The organism is Thalassotalea atypica (assembly GCF_030295975.1).
GTDB lineage: Bacteria > Pseudomonadota > Gammaproteobacteria > Enterobacterales > Alteromonadaceae > Thalassotalea_F > Thalassotalea_F atypica.
The window spans coordinates 1,667,138-1,691,831 of sequence record NZ_AP027364.1 but is presented as its reverse complement, the minus strand read 5'-3'; the positions used below and the strand labels follow the sequence as shown (position 1 = coordinate 1,691,831).

The 24,694-nt window shown below is 39.3% G+C and carries 25 protein-coding genes; 9 read left to right on the top strand and 16 right to left on the bottom strand.

Translation table 11 applies throughout. The features are described 5' to 3' along the window. Positions 1–4: 4 nt before the first annotated feature. Complete coding sequence (locus tag QUE03_RS07795) at positions 5–1,204, bottom strand: efflux RND transporter periplasmic adaptor subunit (protein WP_286266808.1); 1,200 nt, start codon at positions 1,202–1,204, stop codon at positions 5–7. A 219-nt stretch (positions 1,205–1,423) separates the two neighbouring features. On the opposite strand from QUE03_RS07795, the gene QUE03_RS07790 reads away from it, so the two are divergent. From QUE03_RS07790 to QUE03_RS07780, 3 genes are all read left to right on the top strand, one after another. Further along, positions 1,424–1,699, top strand: a complete 276-nt coding sequence (locus QUE03_RS07790) for a hypothetical protein (RefSeq protein ID WP_286266806.1) — start codon at positions 1,424–1,426, stop codon at positions 1,697–1,699. Positions 1,700–1,830: 131 nt separating this feature from the next. Further along, positions 1,831–2,073 carry a hypothetical protein gene (locus tag QUE03_RS07785; RefSeq protein WP_286266803.1) on the top strand — a complete coding sequence of 81 codons (243 nt, stop codon included), beginning with the start codon at positions 1,831–1,833 and terminating at the stop codon, positions 2,071–2,073. A gap of 194 nt (positions 2,074–2,267) precedes the next feature. After that, complete coding sequence (locus tag QUE03_RS07780) at positions 2,268–3,107, top strand: substrate-binding periplasmic protein (protein WP_286266801.1); 840 nt, start codon at positions 2,268–2,270, stop codon at positions 3,105–3,107. Positions 3,108–3,145: 38 nt separating this feature from the next. Here QUE03_RS07780 and QUE03_RS07775 read toward each other — a convergent pair whose 3' ends face one another. After that, a complete protein-coding gene (locus QUE03_RS07775) occupies positions 3,146–4,693 on the bottom strand; it encodes a DUF3300 domain-containing protein (RefSeq protein ID WP_286266799.1) in 1,548 nt (515 codons plus the stop codon). Between the two features lie 178 nt (positions 4,694–4,871). Between QUE03_RS07775 and QUE03_RS07770 the strand changes: the two genes are divergently transcribed. Continuing rightward, positions 4,872–5,267 carry a DUF2750 domain-containing protein gene (locus QUE03_RS07770; protein ID WP_286266798.1) on the top strand — a complete coding sequence of 132 codons (396 nt, stop codon included), beginning with the start codon at positions 4,872–4,874 and terminating at the stop codon, positions 5,265–5,267. A gap of 3 nt (positions 5,268–5,270) precedes the next feature. Continuing rightward, positions 5,271–6,509 (top strand): DEAD/DEAH box helicase, encoded by a 1,239-nt coding sequence (locus QUE03_RS07765; RefSeq protein WP_286266796.1) that lies wholly within the window; start codon positions 5,271–5,273, stop codon positions 6,507–6,509. Between the two features lie 109 nt (positions 6,510–6,618). On the opposite strand, the gene QUE03_RS07760 is transcribed toward QUE03_RS07765, so the two are convergent. From QUE03_RS07760 to QUE03_RS07750, 3 genes are all read right to left on the bottom strand, one after another. Further along, positions 6,619–7,932: an ATP-binding protein gene (locus QUE03_RS07760; RefSeq protein ID WP_286266794.1), complete on the bottom strand. Its 1,314-nt coding sequence runs from the start codon at positions 7,930–7,932 to the stop codon at positions 6,619–6,621. Positions 7,933–8,003: 71 nt separating this feature from the next. Continuing rightward, positions 8,004–8,684, bottom strand: coding sequence for a response regulator transcription factor (locus QUE03_RS07755; protein ID WP_286266792.1), 681 nt, complete (start codon positions 8,682–8,684; stop codon positions 8,004–8,006). Between the two features lie 6 nt (positions 8,685–8,690). After that, positions 8,691–9,080, bottom strand: coding sequence for a PepSY domain-containing protein (locus QUE03_RS07750; RefSeq protein ID WP_286266791.1), 390 nt, complete (start codon positions 9,078–9,080; stop codon positions 8,691–8,693). Between the two features lie 135 nt (positions 9,081–9,215). On the opposite strand from QUE03_RS07750, the gene QUE03_RS07745 reads away from it, so the two are divergent. Together QUE03_RS07745 and QUE03_RS07740 are read left to right on the top strand one after the other, a co-directional pair. Then, entirely contained in the window at positions 9,216–10,076 is an 861-nt protein-coding gene (locus QUE03_RS07745; protein WP_286266790.1) for a choice-of-anchor H family protein, read from the top strand. A 101-nt stretch (positions 10,077–10,177) separates the two neighbouring features. Then, the gene (locus tag QUE03_RS07740; RefSeq protein WP_286266789.1) at positions 10,178–10,657 is read left to right on the top strand and encodes a hypothetical protein; all 480 of its coding nucleotides are present in this window, start codon (positions 10,178–10,180) and stop codon (positions 10,655–10,657) included. Between the two features lie 140 nt (positions 10,658–10,797). Here the strand turns inward: QUE03_RS07740 and QUE03_RS07735 are convergent, their stop codons facing one another. From QUE03_RS07735 to psrA, 5 genes are all read right to left on the bottom strand, one after another. Next, on the bottom strand, positions 10,798–11,616 hold the full coding sequence (locus QUE03_RS07735; protein WP_286266788.1) for a substrate-binding periplasmic protein: 819 nt from the start codon (positions 11,614–11,616) through the stop codon (positions 10,798–10,800). A gap of 63 nt (positions 11,617–11,679) precedes the next feature. Then, entirely contained in the window at positions 11,680–11,943 is a 264-nt protein-coding gene (locus QUE03_RS07730) for a hypothetical protein (protein WP_286266786.1), read from the bottom strand. A 333-nt stretch (positions 11,944–12,276) separates the two neighbouring features. Beyond that, positions 12,277–13,665 carry an SLC13 family permease gene (locus QUE03_RS07725; RefSeq protein ID WP_286267791.1) on the bottom strand — a complete coding sequence of 463 codons (1,389 nt, stop codon included), beginning with the start codon at positions 13,663–13,665 and terminating at the stop codon, positions 12,277–12,279. 76 nt (positions 13,666–13,741) lie between these two features. After that, positions 13,742–14,752 carry a beta-N-acetylhexosaminidase gene (gene nagZ / locus QUE03_RS07720; protein WP_286266784.1) on the bottom strand — a complete coding sequence of 337 codons (1,011 nt, stop codon included), beginning with the start codon at positions 14,750–14,752 and terminating at the stop codon, positions 13,742–13,744. Between the two features lie 82 nt (positions 14,753–14,834). After that, positions 14,835–15,455 (bottom strand): TetR family transcriptional repressor PsrA, encoded by a 621-nt coding sequence (gene psrA / locus QUE03_RS07715; protein ID WP_286266782.1) that lies wholly within the window; start codon positions 15,453–15,455, stop codon positions 14,835–14,837. Positions 15,456–16,762: 1,307 nt separating this feature from the next. Between psrA and QUE03_RS07710 the strand changes: the two genes are divergently transcribed. Together QUE03_RS07710 and QUE03_RS07705 are read left to right on the top strand one after the other, a co-directional pair. Then, positions 16,763–18,616 carry a M2 family metallopeptidase gene (locus QUE03_RS07710; RefSeq protein WP_286266780.1) on the top strand — a complete coding sequence of 618 codons (1,854 nt, stop codon included), beginning with the start codon at positions 16,763–16,765 and terminating at the stop codon, positions 18,614–18,616. Positions 18,617–18,748: 132 nt separating this feature from the next. Beyond that, positions 18,749–19,660, top strand: coding sequence for a substrate-binding domain-containing protein (locus QUE03_RS07705; protein ID WP_286266779.1), 912 nt, complete (start codon positions 18,749–18,751; stop codon positions 19,658–19,660). 26 nt (positions 19,661–19,686) lie between these two features. Here QUE03_RS07705 and QUE03_RS07700 read toward each other — a convergent pair whose 3' ends face one another. The 6 genes from QUE03_RS07700 to QUE03_RS07675 all read right to left on the bottom strand — a co-directional run bounded on the left by QUE03_RS07700 (position 19,687) and on the right by QUE03_RS07675 (position 24,628). Next, positions 19,687–19,860, bottom strand: coding sequence for a DUF2986 domain-containing protein (locus tag QUE03_RS07700; protein ID WP_286266777.1), 174 nt, complete (start codon positions 19,858–19,860; stop codon positions 19,687–19,689). A gap of 7 nt (positions 19,861–19,867) precedes the next feature. Next, positions 19,868–20,464 carry a HutD/Ves family protein gene (locus QUE03_RS07695; RefSeq protein ID WP_286266775.1) on the bottom strand — a complete coding sequence of 199 codons (597 nt, stop codon included), beginning with the start codon at positions 20,462–20,464 and terminating at the stop codon, positions 19,868–19,870. 108 nt (positions 20,465–20,572) lie between these two features. After that, positions 20,573–21,085: an SMI1/KNR4 family protein gene (locus QUE03_RS07690; protein WP_286266772.1), complete on the bottom strand. Its 513-nt coding sequence runs from the start codon at positions 21,083–21,085 to the stop codon at positions 20,573–20,575. A 150-nt stretch (positions 21,086–21,235) separates the two neighbouring features. Continuing rightward, the gene (locus tag QUE03_RS07685) at positions 21,236–21,955 is read right to left on the bottom strand and encodes an alpha/beta fold hydrolase (RefSeq protein WP_286266769.1); all 720 of its coding nucleotides are present in this window, start codon (positions 21,953–21,955) and stop codon (positions 21,236–21,238) included. Then, the gene (locus QUE03_RS07680; RefSeq protein WP_286266767.1) at positions 21,955–23,265 is read right to left on the bottom strand and encodes a sensor histidine kinase; all 1,311 of its coding nucleotides are present in this window, start codon (positions 23,263–23,265) and stop codon (positions 21,955–21,957) included. The genes QUE03_RS07685 and QUE03_RS07680 overlap by 1 nt, the downstream gene beginning before the upstream one ends. A 1-nt stretch (position 23,266) precedes the next feature. Then, positions 23,267–24,628 carry a sigma-54-dependent transcriptional regulator gene (locus QUE03_RS07675; RefSeq protein WP_286266766.1) on the bottom strand — a complete coding sequence of 454 codons (1,362 nt, stop codon included), beginning with the start codon at positions 24,626–24,628 and terminating at the stop codon, positions 23,267–23,269. Between the last annotated feature and the right edge of the window lie 66 nt (positions 24,629–24,694).

Genomic DNA, 24,694 nt, shown 5'->3' with positions numbered 1-24,694 from the left:
CCTATTAATTAACTAAATCTTGTACGGCGCCAGTTTTAGCGTCAACGTTTTTTTCAGTCGGTTTAACCGCAATACCTGCCCTGACTTTTTGTAAACCTTGGATGATAATTCGCTCGTCCGCAACTAAGCCCGATTCAACAACCCACATGGCATTAATTCTTCGACCAAGACTCACGGGACGCACTGCAACGGTGTTTTGTTCATCTACTACAAGAACAAATTTACCTTGTTGATTTTCTTGCACAGCCATTTGCGGTACGGTTATTTGTGGCTTTTTGTCTTGACCATCTATCATTAAGGTGACAAAAAGGCCGGGTAAAATAATACCATCAGGATTTTTAAATTCTGCTCGCATATCAATGGTGCCTGTACTTTCACTGATTTTAGTATCAGCATATTCAAGTACGCCCATTTGATCATACATGGTGTTATTAGGTAATTTTAATGACACATCTACGGGGGTCTCGTTACGAGACTGCTTTGACATATTCTTCTGCATATAGGAAACCACTTCCGCTTCCTCTATTTGAAAACTAACGTACATAGGGTCGTTAGCGGTAATAGTAGCTAAGGTGCCTGATGTTGGTCCAACAACGTTGCCGGTATTGACATTAACGCGACCAATTCGACCTGAAAACGGTGCTTTTATTTGGGTATAGCTTAAATTCAATTCCGCTTTTTCTAGCGCAGCCAATGCTGAACTTACTGCAGCTTTTGCTTGTAAATCTTCGGTGATTAGCTTGTCTAAATCAGACTGAGATATAAACCCTTGTGGTGCAACTTCTTGACCACGAGCCAAATTACGTTTAGCCGTTTCAAGTACAGAGTGCTTTCCTTCCAAATCAGCTTTCGCTTGTGTCAACGATGCTTGGTAAGAATCCGCTTCGATTTCAAATAACAACTGATTTTTCTCAACAAAACGGCCTTCTTCAAAGTGTCGTTTGACTAACTGTCCTTCTACACGCGCTGTAATATTTGCTTCTTGAAATGGAACCGTTCGAGCAACAAACTCTCGATGCCCCCCTAATTCAATGTTTTTGACACTATAAACCGTTACTCCCGGTGCAATCGCTTTGGGAGTTGCAGCCTCTTGCTGACTACAGGCCGCTAGCAACGCACTGGTAAATACAATAGTGAGTTTACTGAGCCTTGGTAAGGAGATAGATTTTACATAATGAGTAATAAATTTCACAAAATTGTGCATAAAGCGTCCATAGTTAGTAATGAGAGTTACAGTATGTTTTTATAAGTATCTCAATTGTTAAGGTTATATTCGAGTAACAATATGTTAACAGCATCAATCAAAGATCTACATAGAAGTAACACCGTAACTCACAAGTAAAAAACTGTTAAAAAACTAAACTTTTTATTTTTCTTTCCGATAGCTTAAATATCATACAACAACATACTAAAATATAGACGCATGAATTACCCGAATGTTTCATTAGCTCGTCAAAATATTGTAACGGCTGCACCTACGACGCAAGATAAGCAACAAAAACAACAGCAGCAACATCATTCAAAGTTAATGAGTGCAATCACCTCTATTGAAAAAGAAAATAAAAATCAAAATCCACATATTTTTGTTGAGCGCCGCTCAGGTATCGATCGTCGAAATCAAAATTTGATCAAACAAAAACGATTAGACTCAAGGTGCAGCAATGATCGCCGTGCACCAAGTTTACTTATTCAAATATAAAAGTTATCGTCCAGTCAATAAATTCCCCTCCTGTTGAGCATCGATTGTAAAGTCGAGGTTTGGGCTGTTCAATTACCAGTATCTAGATATACTTTATAAGTAAGTACAGTTTTTGTTTAAAAGGAAAAAACATGAACGGAACAACCATGGTAGTGCTGATAGTGCTGATATCAGTGGGTTTTGGTGTCCTTTATGACATGTATGCCAAGCATCTAAAATTTAAAGAACGCACTTTGAACGCCAATAACCTGCATGATGAACAAGCTGAAAAAATGCAATCACACATTGCGGCATTAGAGGAGCGTATACAAATCCTTGAAAAAATAGTCACCGATGAAGGCTTTTCTGTAAGCCAAGAAATAAACAAATTGTAGGTTTAGCATGAAGTTAATTATGCGATCCGAGTATGATAATTTGCGTTTAAATCAGGCTCATCAATGCGAAAGTGACACCAATGGCGATAAACAAGTCGTTAAAATATATTGCAATGAAAAGCTTATTGCTAAAAGAGTAAAGCACAAGAAAACAACCCGTTATTTTGGAATACCTGAGTATCAGGAGTACATAAGTGACCCTGACTAATAGAACAACTCGTTTTGTAACCCAAACCTTAAGCGTTTCGCTTAAGGTTTGGCGTTTGCACTTTAACGCCACTCTGCTTTTATGTGCCTTCTTTTTGCTTAACGTTTTTGTGAAACAAGTGAATGCAGCTCCTGTGGTTAGCAGAGTAAAAGTGGTCACAGAGAATGCAGCACCACTACAATACTTGATTAACGATAAAGTTGAAGGCCTTACTACTGACATCGTCAGGCAAATATTCGACAAAGCAGGGATTGAAGCTGAAATTAAAATCTATCCTTGGGCAAGAGCATTACAGCTTGTAAAGTCCAAACCAAACACCTTTATTTATTCATTGATTCGTTCTCCAGATAGAGAGCGTGAGTTTCATTGGGTGGGTGAAATAATAGCTTTTGAGTTGGAATTTTTGGCCATAGATGACCCGAGCAAACCACAAATTAATAAACTGGCAGACGCCAAGCACATTAGGCTCGGCGTTTTAAGAAATGACTACACACATAACCTACTAATAAATAATGGTTTTAAGGAAAATGAAGACTTTCAATTATTTAGTAACCTGCCGCAGCTTCTTCACCTGCTATATGCTAAAAAAATAGACTCTTTCATTGCCGACCTTAGATTAACTCAGCAGATGGCAAATAGCTTAGGGCTAGCGCCAAACAAGCTGATCAGTATACACGCGTTGCCCAACCAGAAGGTACCTGTATATTTAGCGGCAAATAAGGACTCTGATTATTCATTAATTCAAAAGTTACAACGCGCATTAAAGCAAATAACACAACTGCAAGACACAAAACAAGCTCCAATTCCTAAGAGCAGCGACGAATAAAATGCTAGAAAACACAAGTACTGCATTGAGTTATTAAACTACTTGTGTTTTCTAGCCCTCCCTGAAGGCTTGTTTGAACGGCTCGAGTTTTGGTTTGCTTTACTGCTTCGGCTATAGATTTTACTGCTTTTATGATGGCTACTTTTACTGTAGTTTTTTGAGGAGCTATTCGATTTGCTCACCTTAGCGTGCAATGCTTTGTTTGACGAGTTTGCATATTTTTTGGAATTGCTCGCGTAATTATTATTTTTCGAAACTACAGTGCTTCTTTCTTTATTTTGCTTATAACTAGTATATGATTTGGCCTGTTTTGTAGTGTTTACACCTCTTCTATATTTGCTTGGCTCCTTTTCCAGCGCAAAAGCTTTATTCTTGTATTGATTTGACGAGTTAGGCTGCGTTTTATTTACTTGTTTAATGGTTTTCTGGTACGAAGTTTTGCTCGCATAGTGTTTATTTGAGTAAGACTTTACTTCGCTAGTTTTGATCGCCCTTCTGTCACTCTTGCTTATTTTATGCGACTTGTTGTAAGTCTTAGCATACTTATTCGTGTTAAGGACACGTTTCTTATTCAAATTGTGTTTGTTGGCATTTACCCCATGTTTATCACTGTATCGATGCGGTTTGCTGTACCCTGCGTAGTGCTTAGTTTTTACACCGTTCGTACGATACGAAACACCTTTTCTGTGGTGAGCCTTATGCTGCCATTGTTTGGCGTAACCACTTTTAACAATATGATGCTTTTTGCCATGACCGTAACGATCATGATGGTGCTTGTTGTGATGACTATGATATCCACGGTGGTAATTATGAAAGGCGTAATCAACTGCTACGTAATGGTTATGCCAATGAATAGCGCTAAAATAAAACGCTGTTGAAATATAAACCCCTGTGCGCCAGTAATACGGATTGTAGTAGCTATAATGATGTCCCGTATAGTGCCAGTGCACAGGAGGATAATAACGCCAAGGCCAATGACCATAAACAATGCGTGTATCATAGTAAGGTACATAAATTATTTCTTTTTCTCTCGGCGCAATAATGATTTTTTCCTGGTCATAGCTGACATCGAGATTGTCCATCGATGCCAAGTTACCTGCCTCTTCAGCTTGCGTTCGTAGGGTTTGAATACTGGCCATCACTTGTTTTTCACTGGCCAAAAAGGCGTTACCGAGATCTTGTGTCCACTGTAGGTCATCATGCAACTTTTTCAGTACGGTGGTAAACGGTAATAATGCCTTCACACTAGGATCCCAGTCTTTGTCTTTTGTTAGCTCTATTATTTGCTCTGATGTGTGTGAGGGATAGTTTTCTCTAAAGCGATACGCTTCCACAATTTCAAGGGGATAAGTTGTCGCGATTAAAATGTGGCTTAATAATGTGTCTGGATATAGTGCAATCGGTGCTAACAACTGCTCCAGCTCACCTTCTTGATAGACAACTTTATTAAGCGTCGGCTCAGCACTAAGAGAGGTATTCGCATATCCAGCTTGTGTTTCACCCGCGTTAACAACGCTCGTATCTAGTGGTCTGCTATGAGCGACATTAATAAAACTCAATGATAAAAAAAGTAATACTTTAACCATATGAACCCCATGTCTAATTGCATTATTTTGATGATGACCAGAAGTTTACTCCGGCGAAACTGAACAAGGACTGAACATATTGCCCGAATGTTGCGCTGACCAGTGAATATCATGCGCTAAACACCAAAAATTTTTGTACAATGGCGCTATTGCATAGACTGCGCTAACAGGAGCCTTTATGGCTGATGAACTCTCACAAGAAAAAATCAATCAAGTATTAAGCTTTAATGATGAACAACGAGCAAAGTACTTTTTTACAGAAGTCACAAAAAATAATGAGATTTGGATTTTAAGTGATGAACACGGCTGCGTTATGCTAAACAGTGAAGACGAAGATTGTGTACCTGTATGGCCAAACCAAGAATTTGCACTCGCTTGGGCCAATCAAGAATGGCAAGACTGTCAGGCACAAGCTATTTCCATCAACAAATGGTTTAGCCGCTGGTCACACGGACTCACAGATGATGAACTTGCACTGGTGGTCTTTCCTAGCGCAGATGAACAAGGCCTTATCTTCTATCCAGATGAATTAGAATTTGAACTTAAGCAACTAATTAAAAAAGGTCGAAAATAGCACATGAGTTTTTCATCATTATCGCTTAATAACGCTTTAATAAAAGCCGTGCAAGAATTAGGATACCAAAGCCCTACTCCAATACAAAAACAAGCAATTCCACATATTCTCGCAAATAAAGATATCATGGCAGGTGCGCAAACAGGGACGGGTAAAACGGCCGCTTTTGCCTTGCCTATATTACATCAGTTACTAGAAAAACCTTCTGAGATAAAAGTCATCCGTGCATTGGTATTAACGCCAACGCGAGAACTCGCGCAACAAGTGCATCAAAGCTTTGTTCGCTACGCCGAACATACCGACATTAACTGCGTCGTCGCCTACGGCGGTGTCAGTATTAACCCTCAAATTGAAGCACTAAACAAAGGAACAGACGTATTAATCGCGACCCCTGGACGTTTGCTCGATCATCTAGTTAAAGGCACTTTTGACTTAACGCAATTGCAGTGTTTGGTTTTTGATGAAGCCGACCGCATGCTGGACATGGGCTTTAAAGACGAAATTGACCGCATTTTGAATCGTATCCCCCCTACGCGCCAAACAATGTTATTTTCTGCGACCTTTGACGATGCAATATTTAAGTTGAGTAAAACACTCTTAACTGATCCCGAACTGATTGAGGTGAGTGAGCGAAATGCCACCGCAGCTAAAGTAGATCAAATAGTGTATACCGTGGATACTGATAGAAAAAGGGAACTAACCTCTTTTATAATCGGCTCAAAAAACTGGCAACAAGTCCTGATCTTCACTCGAACCAAAGAAGGCGCCGATAAACTAGCGAAAGAGATGTGTTTAGACGGCATCAAGACTCAGTCAATACACGGCGATAAATCACAAGGTGCTAGAGAAAAAGCACTTGCTGAATTTAAGGCAGGGAAAACACGCGCTTTAGTGGCCACAGACGTCGCGGCAAGAGGTATAGATATCCTAGATTTACGCTATGTAATTAATTTTGAATTACCCTATATAGCCGAAGACTATATTCACCGTATCGGCCGTAGTGGTCGAGCTGGTAATGATGGACTGGCTATATCGCTTATGAGTCCATCTGAGCAATGGTTATTAGACGCGGTTGAAGAAGTACTCAACAAACGTCTCCTTCAGCAATGGTATCCTGGGTATGAGCCTGACTTAACGAAAACGGAAGAAAAGCAGCCACGAAAAGTGTCGAAAAGAAAACAACGAGAACGTGCCCTTTCAGGACATAAAAGGCCACAAGGTCGAAAAAGGCAAAGGCGTTAGGGTAGATTTAACATAAAAGCATTCAGGTAAGCATGGCCGATAAATCCATTAACGGGTTTATCGGCCATTTTATGATGTAGTTTTAGTTATTCAAACCTAAAAGTAAGGGCTATGATAAGACTGAGAATGACAGTAAAAATTGTGCGCCCTGATACTCATTAGAGCGAGAAATGGTTAATTCTCCTTGGTAGCTTTCTACTAGGTCTTTAACAATGGCCAGACCGATGCCATGTCCTTTTTCATAAGTATCAGCGCGACTCCCCCTTTGCAGCACTTTTTCTGCTTGCTGCGCCGTCATCCCGATGCCATCATCAATAATACGAATTTGTAGTTCATGCTCTATAGAACTTACCTTTACTACAACGTGACGAGAAGCCGCTTTGCACGCGTTATCCAATAGATTACCCAGTATTTCCGTTAAATCGGCTTTGTCACCTTTAAACACTGCGTTTTGTTGCACATCGCAGGTAAAGGTTAAGTGCTTTTCTTGATAAATCTTTTTCAGTGCCATTATCAATTCATCGACCGCTGATTTGATATCACAACCAAGACGCCAAGACGACTCTCCAGCACTTTGTGCTCGTTTCAGTTGATGTTCAATGGTTTGATTAATTTGGTTAATTTCGGCCTGTACATCGCCTTGTTGGTGCGTTTTGGTTTGCATAACCGCCAGGGGCGTTTTCAAACTATGCGCTAAATCAGCCAATGAATTCCTATATCTTACCCTTTGATTTTGTTCTGTTTTTAAAAGCAAATTAAGTTGCGTTGTAACCTGTCTTAACTCTGCGGGATAATCATCTTTAATGTTTGTAGCATGACCACTTTTGATTTGCTCCAATTCTCGACTAAACCTCGCTAGAGGCTTCAATGTCCAAGATAGCCAAACAAGTTGTACGCCTATTAACAAAACAAAAATAATCAATAACCACACAAGAATTTGCTCGTTAAATTCACTCACCGTGTTATCAAATTCCGTTTTATTCTTAATTAGATACAGAACAACAGGTAATTCATGGCCATTTTCGGTAAAACTAACGCCATAACTAAACACTAAGTGCTCTTGTTGATCTATTATCTGCTCAACGTACTCAACTATGCCTATCTGCTTAGGGTGAACACTGGGCTTAAAATCTAAAGCAAGCGCCGAAGCTGAACGCCATAAAGGTGACAATGGCTCATCTTCATTCGCATTGTTATTGAGGTGGAATGGAAACACTAAGGCATATAAACCAGAGTCGATTACATTGAACTGATTTTCTAACAATTGCTCAGGTAAAAACAACTGGTTATCGATCGGCTCAGCGACCGCTAGGATGCTATAGCTATATGCGATTAACTCATTTTTTATCGCCGCTTTTATATGTTCCTCAAAAGCCTGACTTAGTGCAAACGCCAAAATAGGCAATGCAATAACGGTTAGCATTAACATACTAAATATCAATCGCGCTTTTAATGAGTCAAATACCCGTTTTATCAACATAAGCAAAGACAGTGTTATTCTTTTAACAACGATTTTAATCGATACCCTTGACCTCGAATGGTATCAATAAACAGTAGGGAATTTTGGGGATCAATTTTTTTCCGTAGTCGTCTGATAAATACCTCGATGACATTAGAGTCTAAGTCAAAATCTTGATCGTACAGGTGCTCTGTTAACGTGGTTTTCGAGTGTACTTGGTTAGGGTGTAACATCAAGAATTCTATCAGACGATATTCCATAGCACTGAGGCTAATATCTCGTTCATCTAACGTAAGTAACTGACTTTGAGTGTTGATAGCCAATGGCCCATTAACAATAATAGGCGTTGCTTTACCTGCACTTCTTCGGATCAGAGCATTTAACCTTGCTAGCAACTCAGGGGTTTGAAATGGCTTAGTTAGGTAATCATCCGCACCGGCATTGAGGCCTTGGACTTTGTCTTGCCAATGATCACGCGCAGTTAAAATGATAATAGGAAAGCTTATGTCATTTGCGCGTAATTTTTCGATTAGACGAATACCATCAATTTTAGGTAAGCCAACGTCAATTATAGCAGCGTCATAAGGATATTCGGACGCCTGAAACAATCCTTCTTCACCGTCGGCTGCAACATCTACAACGTATTGATGCTCGGTTAATGAAGCTCTTACATTTTCTTGCAACTGCAGGTCATCCTCAACAATCAATATTCGCATTACCTATTACCCTTTTATTCTTCCTGTCGTGCCGTCAACATGCACTGAGGAAATTCGTCCATCACTTTTCAATACTTTAACGCGATAACCTGTAGAGGTACTTTGCACTTTTAATACTTTTCCACCGTATCGCGACTTAACGATGCTTGCCGCTTGCGCTGAACTAATATTTTTACGTTTAGCTTTTTTGTCATTGTTATACGATTTGCCCGCTGTAGGGGGTTTAGTCTTTATCGAAGGCTCATAACCTGCTGTTGCCGGTAGAGTCAACATCATCCAGCACAATAAGCTAATTAGATAAAAAGACGTTTTCATGATGATCCCATCGTCAAATTCAATATTGTCAGTACCTGCAGTGTAAAAGATTGAAACTGCTAAATAAACTACAAACATCATTCATCGAGTGAAAATGAATGAACTCAATAATAACTAATATGCCTTAACCTATCCTGAACGCAGTGTTCAGGATAGGTTCATTTGACTTGTTATTTAATTGCAACACATTTGCAAATCAAGCAAGGCAGGAATTATATGAAACCACTAAATAAAGTCAGGCGTTATAAAAAAAGTGAGTATGGCTTGGCTTCACTGATGCTAGAAAAATGTATTTATTGCATTGTTGTACTTATATTCTTGGCTGTTTTTTCAAATAAGGTACTCGCCCAAGAAGTGCAGTCATCCACGTTATCTCAAGGGCAATATAAACTTGATGAACTTAGTCGCCAAGCTATGGCTAATGACCTTAAGCAAAAGACTCTAGACAACGACAATAAGATAAAACAGCCATATGCGCGCATATCCCGTTTGCAAAAAATTGCAGCGAAAGAAGCACAGCATACATCATCAAAAACGATCAATAGCCCGATTGCAAAAGACAGCTTTCACGAATTTGTAATTTACAGTGCTGCTACCAAACTCCTCGAAGATGACGATGGTGATGGCTATTACAATACCTTTGGCGTGTTATTTGATGCTGATGTACTCAGCGCGATGCCAGACCGCCCTGCTGATGTATATGCTGAAATTTACCTCAGCCAAGATGGCGGTCCATGGTTTCATTTATACACCACGGATGTGTTTGGCATATATGGAGACTCTACAGAAGATGAGTATGAAGTTATTACCCATTTATCTGAGAATTACCACCCCGATCACTACAATGTGTTAATTGATTTATATGAGCCTGGGTATTCAGGTATCGTCGCGACCTATAGCTCTGATGATTCCGATTTATTGTATGCGCTACCATTAGAAAGTCAGGATTATGAGTATATCGAAGAATACCATGATGATCATGGTCATGGTGGTTCGCCGTCAGTTTTGGGATTAATAATACTGATAGCTTTTCTACTCATTCGCCGTGCTTCTTCATTCCGTCAAAAAGCATTCTGAAATGTATTACTAATGTAAGAAAAGCAACAATTGTGATTGAAATGTTATCGGTGAATAATATATATTTCACCTTTGATATATAACGATTTAAGGATAGATCAATGTCTGTTGTCGCCCTTTCGCTGACTTCCTATGTACTTTCCCTTAGCGGAAATGTGCAAGATAATGATCATCAGCGCATGGCGCTCACGGAAACATCATTGCTGATTAATTTTCAAGAGTTAAATATTCCATTTAAACACCAAAATTGGAAAATTATCGACGAGTCTGTTTGTGCCAATCGAGATAGAAACAGCTCGGATTACTCACAGTGTACTGTGGGTGCTAAATCTTTATTTCGCCAAATATGTACTGCATTAACCAATAAACGCTCTCCGTATTGGCATCATCAAAAATATAAAACGATGTATTGTGACGCAGCCGTTAATTATGCACCATTAGTTGCCACGATTACGTACGGTGACGATACACAAATGAGCGCAATTGAAAAAGAATGTAATAAGCTAATTTTAAAAGCTATGGTAACTGGTAGTAAAGCAGACAATGATCGCAAAAAATCCGCATGTCAAAAGGTTAAATAGTTAAGTATTAGTGCTGGTGTGGCCTTAGCAAAGTCTGTTGTCAATATTGCTGATAGTCTTAACCTTGCAGATATGTTGATGTATCAAGCCAAGCACTAACGGACGAAATCGAATTGAATATCTAATACAAACCATCTCATCTAATATAGACTCTGTTGCGACCTAGCTGTCTTGTATAAATTTTCCCACGTGTTGTAAAGTCTGTCGCCTAGTGGGTACTGCTTAAATAGTGACTCTACGTATTTTGATTCATATAACTGACCAATTTGTTGGTCTATACGATCAGCTAATGGTTGTGCCGACAAATTACCTTTTTTATACAATACATGTATGCTGTTGATCGAAAGAGGTTTACCTACTGACTTTAAACAGTTTTCTTCCTTTTTCTTGTGATAACCAAAACAATATGTATTAATAAAAGTATCAGAATAAATAAGGTAATCTAAGCGCCCTGCCAATAACATTTTATACAGTGAGCTTCGATCTACAATCGCATAAATGTTACTAAAATCTAATTCTCTCGCCATATCATGCTGAATTGAATCTTTTGTCACGCCAACAGCGTCGGTAGATTTGTTTATTTGTTCTTTCGATTCTACGGGATTGTCAGGCTGCGCAAAAATATGAATCTCATCATAGGACAATGGCACACTAAACCGACCCCATTTTAAGCGCTCGGTTGTGATCATTGCACCATATACACCGTCAAATTGTTCAGAATCAAGCGCGCTTAACGATCGTGTCCATGTCTCTCTAATCGTCTCTAATTCAATGTTCTCGCGAGCTGCTGCAACGGTTAATAACTTCCAACCAATAGCATAAGGTGCTGATGTTTCTATATAGATTTCATGCTCATTAAAAATTCCTATCGTTAAGCTATTTTTAGCAAGCGCGAGCGATTGAAAGCTCAAAATTAAGCTAACAACAATAAATTTAATGATTTCATTCATAGTTAACATTTATACAGCCTATATAAAATTCATCATCTTGGACAAAGCATAGTTGATAAATCATCGCTCATTTTATCCACGTTTATTCTTTTGTTTTCCTTTTGCATTCACTTTTTGATCGTTTTCTTTCTTTACCCACAAAAATGTTAAATACATTTTTGTGGGTAAAGAAAATACCAAACCAAACGCAATACAACTGGCACTGATTATCATCCCTGTTACGCCATATTTTTGTGGAAAATGCGCATATGACAACAAATAGTGCCCTAATAACAAAAGGCAGAGTCCTATAACAATAAACCCTTTAAGCAGTTTTATTAGTTGAGTTTCACTCAAGATTGGCTCTTTACTATTTTAGGTAAATAACAGTGTAAATAGCGTAATTCAATTCAGTATGTCTGGCAATTAGACTAAACTCTTACGATCGCTCGAGTTTACTTTCAACAAAACCGTAATTTTGTCAACGAATAGAATATGTTGCGGATAATAACTTTGTAGTTAGGGAGTTACAAGGAATTGCTACAGCAAAGAGTAGCGGCTCAAACCCACGCGTAGCATAAACAATTTTAATGCAGTCTGTGCTTCTTTGGATACACACACATCTGAAAGTAAGTGAAAACCTATTTGAATATGAAGAGCGCATCTACTTTCTAATGCGCTCAGTTAGAATTACGATAGCATCAGGTAGCTAACACCAGTTGTAGTAAATACAGTCAACAAACTTAAAATAAAGCCTTCTTTAACCATGTCCTTTATCTCCACGGTACCTGTGCCATAAGCAATGGCATTTGGTGCTGTTGCTACGGGCAACATAAACGCACAACTCGCACATATTGTTGCCGGGATCATAAATAGCAAAGGATCTTGTTCTACTGCTATCGCTGTTGCCGCTAGAATTGGCAATAGCAAGGTTGCTGTCGCTGTATTACTGGTTATTTCGGTAAGGTAAGTCACCACAAGACAAATAATGAGGATCATGACAAGGGTAGATAAGGTTGCCATAGATGCTAACCAGTCACCAAGCATAGTGCTCAATCCTGACGCAACAAACCCTTTAGCAATCGCTATTCCGCCAGCAAAAAGTAATAGCATGCCCCAAGGAATACTCACTGCTGTATCCCAGTCAAGCAAACGCCCTTTTTTACCGTCAGAAACGATAAACATAACCACGACAGATGTTAATGCGATGGTACTGTCTCCCACGCCCTTAAGGTCAAGTAAACCTGTCCAACCGCCAAAAGGCTCTTGACGGGTGATCCATGCTAGTGCCGTCAAACCAAAGACAATCAACACCCGCTTTTCATCCGTCCGCCATGGGGTCAATTTAGGTAATGTAAGATCGAGTGAAGTTTTAATATTTCGAGTCAACCACAGGGCCATCAATGGTAATGAAATCAGCACAACAGGTACACCTATTTTCATCCATGACAAAAAACTAAACTCTTTACCAATGCTTTCTTCATATATTGCCATGAAGATAACATTCGGCGGCGTTCCAATAGGAGTAGCAACACCTCCTAAGCTAGCGGCATACGCTATTCCCAGCACCAATGCGCATGACATCGCTTTATTATCAACTTTTTTTAATATCGCAAGAGCAATGGGTAACATGATCAAAGTTGTTGCTGTATTTGATATCCACATGCTCAAACACGCAGAAGTCAACATAAAGGCAAAAACAAGTCGCTTACCGCTAGATAACCCGACAAGATTAATCATATATATTGCTAAACGCTCATGCACTTTGCTTTTCTCAAGTGCTTTAGAGAGCATAAAAGCGCCCATAAGTAATAAAATGACATGGCTACCTAGTGCAGAGGCAACGTTTTTATGCTCGACAACGCCAAAAAGAGGTAAAAGTGCGAAAGGCACCAAAGAAGTAGCGGGTATTGGCAGTGCTTCACTAACCCACCACGTAACAGTCAATGCCGTTACGGCCGCAGTGATAGCAGCTTTTTCAGGCACGCCAATAGCTAACAAGCCAATGTAAAAGGCTAAGGCTAGAATGAGCCCTAATGTCAGGCTGAAATATCTATTGTTAAGTTGTGCTTTTATCATGTCCATACCGTGTTCATTTTTATTTTTATTTTTCACAGACCAGCAATAAGCCAGTTTCGAATGACGTATTGTTCGTTTAGCCTATTTTCAACATCTCGCGTGCTAACGTCCACTCTTTTAAACTACGTAACTCATCGAAGGGTAGTAGTGTTTTGGTCAGCATTTTTCTCAGACGACGTTGTGACTGGTTGCACACGCTAATATTAGCATTATCTAGTATTTCAATGGTTGCATTTCGATCATTGCATACCAACAACATATCACACCCTGCTTGTTGTGCGGCTTCAGCACGTTCAACAAAGCCACCAATGCTAGCCGCTCCAGTCATCGATAAATCATCACTAAATACAACACCATCAAAACCTAACTCACTACGTAGAACTTGTTGCAGCCAAAAAGGAGAAAAACCTACAGATAATTCATCAAACGCTGGATAAATAACGTGTGCAGGCATTACAGCATCAAGCAATCCTTGTTGGTTTATTTGAACAAATGGCAACATATCCAATTCTATAATTTCTTCTCGACTTCTCCTGTCAACAGGCAAGGCAAAATGCGAATCTTCTTTAACGCTGCCGTGGCCAGGAAAATGTTTTCCTGTAGCTTTCATACCAACCTGATGCATTCCCTTAATGAAAGAGGACGCTAATTGCGAAACGATTTCAGGCGATTGATGAAATGCTCTATCGCCAATCACATCACTTATGTCATTGATATCCAGTACTGGCGCAAAACTAATATCAATACCGACCGAACTCACCTCCAAAGCCATTAATAAACCCGCATGAAAGCAAAGCTCTATCGCTTTATTTACGTTTTGTTGAGCTAAAGTCCAAATATTTCCCATCGCAGGTATGGCTGAAAATTGTTCTCGAAAGCGTTGTACTCTGCCACCTTCATGATCAACTGAAATTAAGATGTCTTTACCAGCCGCCAGCCTTATTTGTTGGGTTAGATGTGAAACTTGTTTGGGATCTTGATAATTTCGGGTAAATAGGATTAGTCCGCCCACTAATGGGTGAGCCAATATTTCTCTGTCTTCTTGGGTAAGAGATGTTCCTTGAACATCCATCATCAATGGACCCATAGCATTTATTCCTTGGGAAATTGGCAAATAAAAAGCGATATTTAATGATAAATATCGCTTATCGTCGACTAAAAATGAACCGCTAATTCAATGGTGCAGCAACGCCTGCGGCAATATATGGAATAACGTGACGGATTACACCGGAAATGTCCGTGTCTTCGTCATAATCATTTTTAGCAATATCTAATAATGCATCACTTGACGACATGGTAAATACAACCGTGCCCATTGTGAAGTGTAATCGCCAAAACATTTCTTCAGGCGTTAATTCCGGATATGCTTTGTGAACGGCTTCTACAAACCCTGAAATAACATTAGGGTATTCCGTTGTTAGAAACCAACGCAGAAATCCTTGACTGTCAGTATATCCACGTCCTAATAACTGTAAAAAATTACTAGTACCACTTTCTCGATATTCATTTAAAGACAATAGTGGCTCGACAAAAGCCGTAAACACTTCTGTCAATGTCGGTGCTTCTTTCGCGCACACACTTTGCAAAGCCCTTTCTAAATTAGGGGAAAGTTCGTCCATATACCTGGACATTACCGCTTTGATCAGCTCTTTCTTTGAACCGAAATGATAATTTACCGCAGCAAGATTGACTTCGGCTTGACTAGTTATTTCTCTTAATGACGTACCATTGAAGCCTTTATCGGCAAACAGCAACTCTGCTGCATCTAAAATTTTATTTTTTGTGCTCATTTTTTCCTACTAGCATCGACAGGTATTCAAACTAAATTCAAACATCCGTTTAAAATAGCGCAAATTGTTTTATTGCGTCAATAAGGTATGTTGATAAAGCAGAATTAAACATAAATAATCAATTAGTTTTCCCCATAGAATCGAGTTCTACGAAGAATTTAATATTTATTTCAAATTACAGGGAACTTTATCTAGTTTAGTTACTCAAATCTCTCAGAAATACTTTATCCCTGGACTCAGTGACCTGATCTGTCAATCTGCACTGAGTTTTTTTTGGGCTAGAAATAGCCGAAAGCAAGCTGGTTACAATTGAATACAGAAGTACGACAGTAAAATACAGCTCTGCATTTTATACTGTCATCACTTTCAAGGTAGAAGCTTGTAAAGTGACTTTGTTATACTCTCCCTTATATATAGGCTCAATCATTCATTCGATTGAGCTTTTTTTTTGCCCAAAATTTAATGCTTAACCGATTACAATTGAACACAAAGACACAACAGTAAAAAACACTGTTTCTCCCTATACTAAAATCACTTTCAAGACAGAAGCTTGTAAAGTGACTTTGTTATACTCTCCCTTATATATAGGCTCAATCATTCATTCGATTGAGCTTTTTTTTTGCCCAAAATTTAATGCTTAACCGATTACAATTGAACACAAAGACACAACAGTAAAAAACACTGTTTCTCCCTATACTAAAATCACTTTCAAGACAGAAGCTTGTAAAGTGACTTTGTTATACTCTCCCTTATATATAGGCTCAATCATTCATTCGATTGAGCTTTTTTTTTGCCCAAAATTTAATGCTTAACCGATTACAATTGAACACAAAGACACAACAGTAAAAAACACTGTTTCTCCCTATACTAAAATCACTTTCAAGACAGAAGCTTGTAAAGTGACTTTGTTATACTCTCCCTTATATATAGGCTCAATCATTCATTCGATTGAGCTTTTTTTTTGCCCTAAAGAAAAACATTATGAAAAAAAGCCTAGATCTATCAATGCACCAAAGCGATCCCGCTCAAAAAAAGAACTATTTTCGATTAAAAAACAATATGTTACTGCTGTGTTACAAAAAAATGTAACTATCTCCAAAAATAAGGGCTACAATTAAATTAGCTTAGCAATTCAACCTTTTTGTTAAGCGCTATGTAATACTTCCTTGTTTCATGATGTTAAGCCAACCGCACAACCGGATGTTGTGCGGTTGTGTCTTATTCCTTCAACCATTTAGTTCATTCCAATCTTCATATATACTGCCCTTTGCAATTCTTCCATACACAATAAATATAAGAATGTAATCATGAAAAATACGTTTAAAATTACAACACTTGCCAGCCTTGTAGCACTCGCGTTAAGCGGATGTGGACAGGAGGCTGCAACTAAGAATACATCAATGTCAGACAAGTCAATTCCGACACAAGAAAAAGCACTGACATCACAAGATGCAGAAACCTTTTTAAAAGAGGTAGAAAAAGAAACAAATCAACTAAATCAGATTGGTGCTCGCGCCGAATGGATTTATCAAAACTTCATAACTGATGACACGGCAAGTCTTGCTTCTGAAGCAAATCAAAACTCAACCGTTGCCGCCGTAGAATTTGCAGTAGAGGCGGCAAAGTTTGATGATGTTGAGGTTACCGCAGACCAACGAAGAAAACTTAATATTCTTAAGCAAAGTATTGTTATTCCAGCGCCGCAAGACACTGAAAAAGCAGCTGAACTAGCAAAACTTGGTGCTGAAATGGGCGCTATGTACGGCAAAGGCACCTACACCACGCAAGCAGGTGAAAAACTAAGTTTAGTTGCTATGTCATCGAAAATGTCGACTTCAAGGGATTACGACGAATTATTAGAGCTATGGCAAGGATGGCGTGATGTTAGCCCTGCGATTAAACCACTTTATGAACGCCAAGTTGTCTTGGCTAACGAAGGTGCAAGTAACCTAGGTTATGAAGACTTAGGGCAAATGTGGCGTTCAAATTACGACATGCCAGCTGATGAGTTTGCTAAAGAGCTTGATCGATTATGGGGTCAAGTAAAGCCTTTATATGACGATTTACATTGTTATGTTCGAGCTGAGTTAGGTGAACATTACGGCGCAGAAAAAGTACCTCAAGACGGCCCTATACCAGCTCACTTACTGGGCAACATGTGGGCGCAACAATGGGGCAATATTTATGACCTAGTGGCGCCAGACAATGCGGATCCTGGTTATGATGTGACTAAACAACTTGAAGTTCATAATTATGATGAAATTCAGATGGTTAAAGGAGCTGAGAAATTTTTTACTTCGTTAGGGTTTGAAGCATTACCAGAAACTTTCTGGCAGCGCTCTCTGTTCACTAAGCCTGAAGATCGCGATGTCATGTGTCACGCGTCGGCATGGAGCCTTGATAGCCAAGACGATATTCGCATTAAAATGTGCATTCAAAAAACCGGTGAAGAATTTTCTACCATCCATCATGAGCTAGGACATAACTTCTATCAACGTGCATATAAAGCACAACCGGTATTTTATCAAAACAGTGCCAATGACGGATTCCACGAAGCGATTGGCGATACTATTGCCTTATCTGTTACGCCGAAGTACTTAAAAGAAATTGGTTTAATTGATGAAATTCCTGATGAGTCAAAAGACATTGGCTTATTAATGAAAATGGCACTAGACAAAGTTGCCTTCATCCCGTTTGGTTTACTTGTTGACCAATGGCGCTGGAAAGTATTCTCAGGAGAAGTTGCCCCTGAAGATTACAACAAAGTGTGGTGGGAATTACGTGAGAAATATCAAGGTGTAGCAGCTCCAATTGACCGTGCTACTGATGCATTTGATCCAGGTGCAAAATACCACGTACCCGCAAATACTCCTTATTCACGTTACTTTCTTGCGCATATTCAACAATTTGAATTCCACCGTGCATTATGTGAAATTTCAGGTAATACAGATCCTATCCACCGTTGTTCAATTTACAACAACAAAGATGCTGGTGCTAAGTTGAATGAAATGTTAGAAATGGGCTCAAGCCAACCATGGCAACAAGCTTACAAAGTAGTAACGGGAAGTGAGCAAATGGATGCGACAGCAATCATCGACTACTTTGCACCATTGCATTCTTGGTTAAAAGAGAAAAACAAAAACCGTCAATGTGGCTTTTAACATTTACTTTGATGTAACTTTTCTAACTTAACTACTTTAAGCCTCTGCAAAACAGAGGCTTTTTTATACCCTACATTTTTCCCTTTTTTCTTCTATAGTTACACCATAGCTCATCATTAAAATGGTATGCCGATGACAAGGTTATTGATGTTATTAGGGATAATCATAGTTCTAATTTTACCGCTCAAAACTCGAGCGATGGACGATACGCAACTTTTTATCGTCGGCTCAACTTCTATGGCGCAGGTATTGGAGGTAGTTAAACATCAATTTCATCAAGATAAAGGCATAAAAATACTGGTCCGGCCCATTGGCTCTGATAAAGGCGTTGTTTCAATTGCTGAAGGTTTGTCAGATATAGGTATTGTATCTCGCTTTTTAACTGAACAAGAAACATCAAAATGGCCATACCTAACTCAAATAGCTATTGGCCAAGATGCCATTGTATTTTTAGTCAACGCTCAGAATCCAATCACTAATTTAAATGCGGCTGAAGTTAGAGGTATGTACACAGGTGCACTATTAAATTGGCAAGACATTGCACAACCTCCTGACAACCATTACAAAGCATTAGATGATGACATTATGCTGTTAAGTAAGGCCAAAAGACATGGGACTCACTCGGCTTTTATCGATTATTTCGGATTAAATAGCAGCCTAGCGAATGGCCAACAAAATAAATTAACATTTAAGAAGGAAGGAATTAACAACTTATACGCTAAAAAACATACTTATATATTCAATAAAATACATCAGGCTTTTGGCAGTGTATCTCGACAAACAAATGCCATTGCGTTCGAATCATTAGGCGCATTTACTATTTTTTCTCGAAGTCAGAATACAGCTTTCATAAAAATTCTTAGCTTAAATCAGCGAGCACCGATGATAGGTCGAAGAATTAACCCTAACTACGAGTTTAAACGGCCACTTAACATCATTATAAATCAGCACCCATCAAAACAAACCACGCAATTTATTGAATATATGTTGAGCACAAAAGGACAGAAAATGTTAACGGATAATGGGTATTTTCCATTAGATTAGCCTGAGCGTCTTTCAGGGAATACTGTTTACTCAGCTTTTTGGCTGTCGCTTTTGTTAGCTTCTTGTTGATTTTCCTGTGCGGCTATTTTAGCGCGCTCTGCTTTTGAAATATAACGAGGCTTATTTTTACGATGTAGCTTAGCATTGGCTTTTTTCTGCTTTGCTTTAAGCGTTTCGTTGATCTTCTTTTTGCGATTCATCTGGTACCTACACTTCACTAACTTTCTTCAATTTAACTACAATAATCATTTTACCAGAAAGACCAAACGGGCGCTCTACCTCATTGATTTCATCGGCAGAAATAGCTAATAGGTGATGTTTAGGGACAATTACAGGGGACTCTTGTGAAGGATGCATTAATGCTATATCGCTTGTTACCGAGTAAATATATGTGAGTTCATCTACGGTAAAATTTAAATCAGTTACTTCATTAAAAGTTAGTACATCGGCCTGGTAATTCCCTTGTTTAACCATCACATTAAAATCATCAATTGGGCCGCCATGCAATAACGACATCGTTTGTGCGCCACCGTCAAAACAAGAATACTGCAGTAAGTCGCTTAATTCATCTGTTTGCTTTTTATCGTGGGTAAGGCTCACCCCTTGCCCAGAAATCAGTACTAGTTTTCGTGAATAACCACTGAAGTTAGAAAATACGCCATTTTGAGCAACTGTGGCTATACTTAATCGCCAATCAAAATCGTTAATCGTACCACCCGGGCTAATGGCTAACTCAAGCGTATGTCCTAAACCATTTTTCCAAGGGATTTTTCGATATTGCTGTGGCGAAATTAATGTAAACATAAGAAACTGCAGTTATTAAATGGATGCGCATTATAGCAATGAATTAGTATGCTAAAAGGCCAATATCGCGATTAATTTCTTGCGTAGCACACTAATTTGTTCAACCTATCACTCATCTGATAACCAAGCTGTGTAACCATTAATGAATTGGGTCCAAAAAGCGGGACACTGTGAGGCCTCAATTAGCGAAGCTTGCAATTTTTTGATCAGAATTGGGTCGACTATCGTACTCGATTCAACAACAAACATAGCACTGCGCTGCTGACCATGGTCAAATAACACTTGCAGACAAGCGATAAACTCGGCTAGCGATGTGGCTACTTGTTCTATTTCCCAAGTATCCTCACCTTTAAATGCAGTAAATACTGGGCAGTCATCATCGTTTAAATCAATAAAATAAACATCACCCAGTTCAGTATCTTTGGCAATAACCAACCAACTGTATTGCCAATCGCCTTCACTCTCGCCAGACAGAGATTGCCCCTGAGCATCCAAACCATATCCTATTTGCCCACGCGCTACTTCATCTTCATTGATAAGCAATTCAAACCCTTGAGGACCAAAAAATATATTCTTCTGTCCGGTTTGATTCAATAGTGCAAGCAGTTCTTCGTGGTTCATGGTTTTCACTTAAATTTCTAGGCGATATTGACGAATATGCGCATGCCACTATTTGTTGGTGTGAATGAGCGCATAAGAGTTGGCGCCAATTATATACGCGATACACTTATTTCACTATGGATTTATCTACCAGCAAGCCTTGTTATCTCACTAAATACAACTGAGCCATGTTTTAATATGTTTTGCCAATTCTTTTGGCTTTTCAAGTGGCAGCATGTGGCCACGACCTTGGGTTTTTATTATCTTGTGATGGGGGGCTAAACAGTTCAACTCTTCTATCCAAGGCCAATTCACCAAAGGGTCTCTCTCACTAGCATAAAGCGTTACCGAGATCTCAGTATCAGCTAATCCCGTTAATAAGTTTTCTCGATGCGTTGTATTTAGCATTTGACTGAGCAGTGTCTCCTGCCCTAATTGCCTGTCCATCGCTAAAATTTGCCAAATGATACTCTCTCTATTGGGTGAAGAATGTGTTTCTGTAGAGGGCTCGTCAAGGTAATTGCTCGCCTTTTTTCTGGTCATACCGCTATAGCCATGGCTTTTTACCCAACTCATTAAGCTTTGTCGTTGATTTATTTCATGTTCGCTTAAGTTCGATGGGCTATTAGCGACTACCAATACTTTCTCTACCCGCTCGGAGTGGTAGCATGCTAAATAACTTGCGATATAACCACCGAGTGAAAAACCGACTAAGTTAACTTTTTCATCCGGTAATTGAGCGAGTAACTGCTGCGCAATTTGTTCAAATGTTAGATGATTAGGGATAGCAAGGTGCTCAGGCGTATAAATACCTTTTAGCTCATCAATCACTGGCGACCAAAGCTGCTCATTACACATGGTACCAGGAATAAAAAATACACGTTTAGGCATTAAGATAAGTCGAGTTGTTTGGGTAAGGTAATGGTTGCAACAACACCTTGAGCATCGGTGCGATTACAAAGTGTTAATTCGCCACCTTGATTTCGTATCAGATCACGACTGAGGATAAGCCCTATGCCTGAGCCGTCGGGCTTTGTTGAATAAAAAGGAACAAACAAATTATCAGGATTCATGATGCCTGTTCCTGCATCAATGATGACAATATTGATTGTTTGTTGTGTCTCTTGCCAGTTCATTGCTACTGGCATATCCGCTTTTGATGCTTCAACTGCATTTTTAATCAAGTTAATCAGCGCTTGCTCTAATTGCCCTAAATCAACCATCACTTTATAATTTTCTTGCTGGGCAATAGTAATTTGAGGAAACAAAGCGTCAATACGATTATTGATATCGTCACTCGTGGTTATTTGTTTACTGGCTGGTGGTAATTTACTAAAGGCACTGTAATTCTCAACAAACTCCAGCAGTTGTAGCGAGCGGTTTTCAATCACTTGTAGTATATTTTTTTCAACCACTTGTTGCTCATTGTTAAGCGGTCCCATCAGCTTCATTTCCTGAAGCGATTGCGACATTGAATAAATAGGCGTAAGTGAATTTCTCACCTCATGATTTAACACACGTATCAATCGCTGCCACACTTGCTTTTCATTGTCTCGCAACTGCTGCTCTATAGAGAACAAAACCAAGAGTTGATAGTTTCTTCCATTGCGCTTGATCACATGGGTATTTACTTCAAACCTTTGCTTTAATGCCCCACTTTCGTCTTGCTGCCATTGGTGACACGATTTCGATAGCCCAAACGCGTTAGCATGTTTTCCTAATAATGAATTTACTGGGGTTTGATTGAGTGCCGAAAAGCTGGCATTAGCAGTATAGAGTTGATCATGATGATCTAAAACCAGGATGGGTAATTCCAATTCCTTGATCAGGTCAAAAACAAAGGATTCATTATGCAAATACTCATTGCGCTTGCCCGCTAGTTTGCTTCCTAATTTAGCAAAGTCTTTTTTCAGCGCATTAATTCTACCGCCAGTATAACCCGCTAAATGCCAGCTATTAAATTCATCATTGCCCAAAGAGTCCAATTGCAAGCCAATACGTTCAAGCACGTCTGTCGTATAGCTATAACAACGATAAAACAGCCACATACTTGGAATAAGAAAGGCAAGTATTATGGTTAAACTCTCAAGAAAGTCATACCCTTGCGACCAAATGATATATGCACAAGGCAATAGCGGCAGTAGCACCGAAACACTAAACAATAAGACTAATCGGGTTTCTAACGAATACTTCGCCGACAATTCATTTCTCCAATTCTTTGGGATCTAAGTCAAACTTTTCTAGTCGACGATAAAACGCTGATTTACTCAAACCTAAATACTCACCGGCGACCATGACATTGCCGTCATAATAACGCAATGCTTGAATAATGGCCTGCTTTTCGCTTTCTTCTAACGTCATCAGCGGTGAAGAGGTGGCTTGTTGAGCGTTGTATTGGCTTAATCCAAGCGATAGTGTATCTAGGCAATTATCGTCAGACATTATTACAGCACGTTCAATACAGTGGCTTAATTCGCGAACATTGCCCAACCAAGTATGCTTAACCATAGCCGCTTTAGCCTCTGTCGCAAGACTCATGCCTTCGCGTTTATATTTTTGTGCATGTTTTGCAAGCATATGCTTTGCAAGTATTAAAATATCGTCAGGTCGTTCTCTGAGCGGCGGAATATGCAACTCAACCGTATTTAACCTAAACAATAAGTCTCGTCGAAAATTATCTTTAGCAATCAACGCATCTAAATCTGCGTTGGTTGCAGATAATATTCTCGCATCGGTTTGACTGGTGTGGCTTGAACCAACAATTTCATATTCTCCGGTTTCTAATACCCGCAACATTTTCGCTTGAAGTGCTTGCGGTAGAGTCCCTATTTCATCTAAAAATAGCGTCCCTTTTGAAGCTATGTCGAATCGACCGAGACGATTTTCTTTAGCATCTGTAAAGGCACCTTTTTTATGGCCAAATAGCTCACTTTCAAATAAAGACTCTGGAATTGCTCCCATATTAACGCTAACAAAACGATTATCAGCACGAGCAGAATGTTGATGAATATATTTAGCTAGTAAACTTTTTCCTGTCCCATTTTCACCGGTAATCAAGATATTGGCATCGCTCATTGCAGCGCGTTGAGCTTTACGTAATAGTGAAGACATTTCGGGCGAGCTAACAAAGCCTTCCACGTGGACACTGTGGTTTAAAGCAGTATAACGGGCATTTTCCTGATGAAGCTCTGCGCTTTGTAGTTGCTGCTTCACGATTGAGACCAATCGTGTGTTTTTCCACGGTTTTTCGATGAAATCAGCAGCGCCAAGTTGCATCGTTTGCACAGCGATATCTACACTTGCCCATCCTGTCATCATCACAACGGGAATTTGACTAAATTGCTCTTTAAGCAGCCTTAAAAAATTCAACCCTTCATCGCCTGAGGTCGTGTCTAAGCTAAAATTCATGTCTAATAAAATCAGATCAACATGTTGCGATTTTAATTGTTTTACCCCTTGATGGGGACTGTCTGCTTCAAGACAAGTGAAACCATGATTGGCTAAGGCAATAGACGCTGACATGCGAACATCAACTTGATCATCAATGACTAAAATTACACTCATATATAACGCTAATTCTCTTTTATTATTATTTATCTCGACTCCTTAACCACTATTTTTCATAGTAGT

Bases quoted from the DNA above. Each gene is read 5' to 3' on its own strand.
- QUE03_RS07675 (WP_286266766.1), bottom strand. From the start codon at position 24,628: ATGAGTGTAATTTTAGTCATTGATGATCAAGTTGATGTTCGCATGTCA.
- QUE03_RS07735 (WP_286266788.1), bottom strand. From the start codon at position 11,616: ATGTTAACTATGAATGAAATCATTAAATTTATTGTTGTTAGCTTAATT.
- QUE03_RS07695 (WP_286266775.1), bottom strand. From the start codon at position 20,464: ATGTTTACATTAATTTCGCCACAGCAATATCGAAAAATCCCTTGGAAA.
- QUE03_RS07770 (WP_286266798.1), top strand. From the start codon at position 4,872: ATGGCTGATGAACTCTCACAAGAAAAAATCAATCAAGTATTAAGCTTT.
- QUE03_RS07795 (WP_286266808.1), bottom strand. From the start codon at position 1,204: ATGCACAATTTTGTGAAATTTATTACTCATTATGTAAAATCTATCTCC.
- QUE03_RS07710 (WP_286266780.1), top strand. From the start codon at position 16,763: ATGAAAAATACGTTTAAAATTACAACACTTGCCAGCCTTGTAGCACTC.
- QUE03_RS07790 (WP_286266806.1), top strand. From the start codon at position 1,424: ATGAATTACCCGAATGTTTCATTAGCTCGTCAAAATATTGTAACGGCT.
- QUE03_RS07755 (WP_286266792.1), bottom strand. From the start codon at position 8,684: ATGCGAATATTGATTGTTGAGGATGACCTGCAGTTGCAAGAAAATGTA.
- QUE03_RS07690 (WP_286266772.1), bottom strand. From the start codon at position 21,085: ATGAACCACGAAGAACTGCTTGCACTATTGAATCAAACCGGACAGAAG.
- QUE03_RS07700 (WP_286266777.1), bottom strand. From the start codon at position 19,860: ATGAATCGCAAAAAGAAGATCAACGAAACGCTTAAAGCAAAGCAGAAA.
- QUE03_RS07705 (WP_286266779.1), top strand. From the start codon at position 18,749: ATGACAAGGTTATTGATGTTATTAGGGATAATCATAGTTCTAATTTTA.
- QUE03_RS07760 (WP_286266794.1), bottom strand. From the start codon at position 7,932: ATGCTAACCGTTATTGCATTGCCTATTTTGGCGTTTGCACTAAGTCAG.
- nagZ (WP_286266784.1), bottom strand. From the start codon at position 14,752: ATGGGTCCATTGATGATGGATGTTCAAGGAACATCTCTTACCCAAGAA.
- QUE03_RS07685 (WP_286266769.1), bottom strand. From the start codon at position 21,955: ATGCCTAAACGTGTATTTTTTATTCCTGGTACCATGTGTAATGAGCAG.
- QUE03_RS07775 (WP_286266799.1), bottom strand. From the start codon at position 4,693: ATGGTTAAAGTATTACTTTTTTTATCATTGAGTTTTATTAATGTCGCT.
- QUE03_RS07750 (WP_286266791.1), bottom strand. From the start codon at position 9,080: ATGATGTTTGTAGTTTATTTAGCAGTTTCAATCTTTTACACTGCAGGT.
- QUE03_RS07785 (WP_286266803.1), top strand. From the start codon at position 1,831: ATGAACGGAACAACCATGGTAGTGCTGATAGTGCTGATATCAGTGGGT.
- QUE03_RS07725 (WP_286267791.1), bottom strand. From the start codon at position 13,665: ATGATAAAAGCACAACTTAACAATAGATATTTCAGCCTGACATTAGGG.
- QUE03_RS07745 (WP_286266790.1), top strand. From the start codon at position 9,216: ATGAAACCACTAAATAAAGTCAGGCGTTATAAAAAAAGTGAGTATGGC.
- psrA (WP_286266782.1), bottom strand. From the start codon at position 15,455: ATGAGCACAAAAAATAAAATTTTAGATGCAGCAGAGTTGCTGTTTGCC.
- QUE03_RS07765 (WP_286266796.1), top strand. From the start codon at position 5,271: ATGAGTTTTTCATCATTATCGCTTAATAACGCTTTAATAAAAGCCGTG.
- QUE03_RS07740 (WP_286266789.1), top strand. From the start codon at position 10,178: ATGTCTGTTGTCGCCCTTTCGCTGACTTCCTATGTACTTTCCCTTAGC.